Origin of the sequence: Nocardia sp. 852002-20019_SCH5090214, assembly GCF_001665865.1 — a bacterium.
Classification (GTDB): Bacteria; Actinomycetota; Actinomycetes; order Mycobacteriales; family Mycobacteriaceae; genus Nocardia; species Nocardia nova.
This window is the reverse complement of sequence record NZ_LZMK01000253.1, coordinates 1-3473: the sequence shown is the minus strand read 5'-3', so window position 1 is coordinate 3473 and position 3473 is coordinate 1. Positions and strand designations below refer to the sequence as shown.

The 3473-nt window shown below is 68.7% G+C and carries 3 protein-coding genes; 2 read left to right on the top strand and 1 reads right to left on the bottom strand.

Annotation, left to right across the window (positions count from 1 at the left end; translation table 11 throughout):
* Positions 1 to 320: 320 nt before the first annotated feature.
* Positions 321 to 1100: an HAD family phosphatase gene (locus tag A5780_RS19655; protein WP_063010244.1), complete on the top strand. Its 780-nt coding sequence runs from the start codon at positions 321 to 323 to the stop codon at positions 1098 to 1100.
* 488 nt (positions 1101 to 1588) lie between these two features.
* On the opposite strand, the gene A5780_RS19650 is transcribed toward A5780_RS19655, so the two are convergent.
* Complete coding sequence (locus tag A5780_RS19650) at positions 1589 to 2332, bottom strand: hypothetical protein (RefSeq protein ID WP_064906118.1); 744 nt, start codon at positions 2330 to 2332, stop codon at positions 1589 to 1591.
* A 167-nt stretch (positions 2333 to 2499) separates the two neighbouring features.
* Here A5780_RS19650 and A5780_RS19645 point away from each other — a divergent pair.
* The coding region (locus A5780_RS19645) for an AMP-binding protein (RefSeq protein WP_156769568.1) at positions 2500 to 3473 on the top strand (974 nt) is incomplete at its 3' end.

Sequence of the window (3473 nt, the reverse complement as noted above, 5' to 3'; positions counted from 1 at the left end):
CCCGGGGGGTCGGGCTGAACGCGCCTGGACCATGTCCAGGTGCCAGCAATACTACACCCAGAAACCGGCGGCAATGCAAGTCCATCGCGCGACGAAGTTTCGGCCCCGAGCGGGCGGCTCCCGGGGCATCGGACGGGGCGTGCGGCCGGGCTGAACGCCGCATCACCGGGGAAGCTCCCTATTCTGGAGCCGTGACGGCCGAGGGCGACCAAACAGCTACGAACGATCGGGCCGCCGGGGATACCGGGCACCCGCGACACCGCAACGATGCAGCAGCGAATCGCGCGCACCGGACGACGGACGCTTCGTCCGCACCCCGGATCGCCGCGTTCTTCGATCTGGACAAGACGGTCATCGCCAAGTCGAGCGCGTTCGTCTTCAGCCGGCCGTTCTTCGCGCAGGGCCTGATCGATCGGCGCACCGTACTGGAATCCAGTTACGCGCACTTCTTGTTCCTGCTCTCCGGCGCCGACCACGACCAGATGGAGCGGATGCGCGAACATCTGACGAAGATGACCGCCGGCTGGGACGTGTCGCAGGTGCGCTCGATCGTCGCGGAAACACTGCACGAACTGGTCGATCCGCTGATCTATGCGGAGGCGTCGGATCTGATCGCCGACCACAAGATCCGCGGCCACGACGTCGTGATCGTCTCGGCGTCGGGTGAGGAGATCGTCGCCCCGATCGCCGCCGCGCTGGGTGCGACGCATACCGCCGCCACTCGGATGGTGGTCGAAAACGGTAAGTACACAGGCGAAGTCGAGTTCTACTGCTACGGCGAGGGCAAGGTCGAGGCGATCGAGAAGCTGGCCGCGTCCGAGCGCTACGACCTGTCGCGCTGCTACGCCTATTCCGATTCGATCACCGATCTGCCGATGCTGTCGGCGGTCGGACACCCCACCGCGGTCAACCCCGACCGGAACCTGCGACGCGAGGCGGTGGCCCGGGACTGGCCGATCCTGACCTTCTCCAATCCGGTGTCACTATGGTCGCGGATTCCCGCGCCGTCGACCACGACGGTGGCCGCCACGGCGGTGGTCGGAGTGAGCGCGGTACTGGCCGGCGCCCTCAGTTACCGGCTGCTGCGCCGGCGCCGCTGAGGGTGGCGCTCCGAGCGCATCGCGGCTGGTCAACGACGCGCAACCCATCGATGTAACCACGATTCGAGGGGCCACACGCCGATTATGAGTAATGTCCTTTCGACCCTTGATGTGAGGGGTCTCACAGAGTAACAATGGACGCACGGAGGGGCGGAAGGCCAAGATCGGAACGGAAGAGAAGGTTCGATCTCCCATCCGCACTTCCCAGCACGGACGCCAGGCACCCACGCGGAGCGCGCCGCGACAAGGGCAGAAGCGTTGTGGGCCTGCGAAATTCGAGTTCACGTCGGCAATGGCCTCGCACAGGTTGCGGGGATGAACCGGCGGGGTTCGGATGATCGCCGAGGCCGCAGAACACAACCCGACAAGCACGCTTGGTAACCGGGTAGTCCGTGCTAGCGGGCGGTGAGGCCGACGACGGCTACGCCGCCCGCTTCGATGTGCGGACCCGTTCCGCACTCACTGTGATCAGCGCTCACGCGCCGCGTTCATGCCGCCGCATCGGCGATCGATCGAGCCTCGCGGGCACCGTCTTCCAGCGCGCCGCAGCAGAACACCACCCAACCGCCCACACCCTCGGCCGTCCCGTCGGCGAAGCCCGCCGCGGCGTCGAGGTAGGCCTGGCGGCGTCGCAACCAGAAGACCTCCGGTACGCCCAGACTGTGCGGATCCAGGCCGCTCGCGACGGCCACCAGCCGGGACGCCGCCCGCGCCACCACGCCGTCGGCCGAACCGAAGGGACGCAACGACATCAGCTCACCGTGCACCACCGCGGCCAGCACGGGGGCCGGCGCGCTCGAGGTCAGTACGGTCTGAGCCAGCAGATCGAGTCGTTCGGCGATGCCCGGCTCCGGGCGCGGCCGGCCGAGTTCGATTTCGTTGTCGACCAGATCGGCCGCGGCGAGCAGATGCAGACGAGCCAGCGCCTGCAGCGGCGCCCGCTGCCACACGCCGACCAGATTCCGCAGTGCGTCACCGTCGAGGGCCTGCCCGACCCGCAACGCTCCCGCCAGAATCGGATCGGCGACCCGGCCGTCGGCGGGCAGTTCGGTGGCCCCGCCGTCGATCGCCGCCGAGGAGCGCGCCGCGCGGACCGCCGCCTCGGCCGCCGTGGTCGGCCAGCCCCGCCGGTTCGCCTTGTGCCGGTGGACTTCGGCGAGCGCATCGCGGGCGCGGTCGGCCGCCTCGCGGACACCGGGCAGGTCGACCAGGGGTTGCAGCACGTCGCTCACGACCCACACGCTAGCCGAGCGCATCCCGCGGCCCACCGGGGTCCGCTTCCCGAGCCCGCCGTTCGGGACCGATACGCGGCGCAGGTCACAGTCCGTTAGGGTCACATCGTGGCCGCGGTCACGCTGCGGCCGACGCGTATCCGATGGACAGGCCCGATGGAGGCGAGATGACCGACACCACCGCTGAGCACCGAGACGTGTACCCGCCTACGGCCGAATTCGCCGCGGCAGCCAATGCCGATGCGTCCATCTACGAGCGGGCAACGGCGGATCGCGAGGGGTTCTGGGCCGAACAAGCGCAGCGACTGCACTGGCATCAGCCGTGGGATCGGGTGCTGGACTGGGACGATGCCCCGTTCGCGCGCTGGTTCACCGGCGGCAAGCTCAACATCGCCTACAACTGCGTGGACCGCCACGTCGACGACGGCTACGGCGACCAGGTCGCCATCCACTGGGAGGGTGAGCCCGGCGATTCCCGCTCGATCACCTACGCCCAGCTCCAGGCCGAGGTGTGCCAGGCCGCCAACTACTTCACCGAACTCGGCCTGACCGCCGGCGACCGGGTCGCGATCTACATGCCGATGGTCCCCGAGGCCATCGTGTCGATGCTGGCCTGCGCCCGGCTGGGCCTGACCCACTCGGTGGTCTTCGCCGGCTTCTCCCCCAGCGCCCTGCGCCAGCGCGTCGACGACGCCGAGGCCCGCCTCGTGATCACCACCGACGGCCAGTGGCGCCGCGGTAAGGCCGCACCGCTGAAGGAAGCCGTCGACGAGGCGCTCTACGCCCACGGCGACGTCCCGCACAGCGTCGAACACGTGCTGGTGGTGCGGCGCACGAATCTCGAGATCGCATGGACCGAGGGCCGCGACCGGTGGTGGCACGAAACCGTCGCCCAGGCATCAACGGACCATGCCTGCAGCGCTTTCGATGCCGAGCACCCGCTCTACATCCTCTACACCTCCGGCACCACCGGAAAGCCCAAGGGCATCCTGCACACCTCGGGCGGCTACCTGACCCAGGTCGCCTACACCCACCACTACGTCTTCGACCACAAACCAGGGCAGGACGTGTACTGGTGCACCGCCGACATCGGCTGGGTCACCGGACACTCCTACATCGTCTACGGCCCGCTGGCCAACCG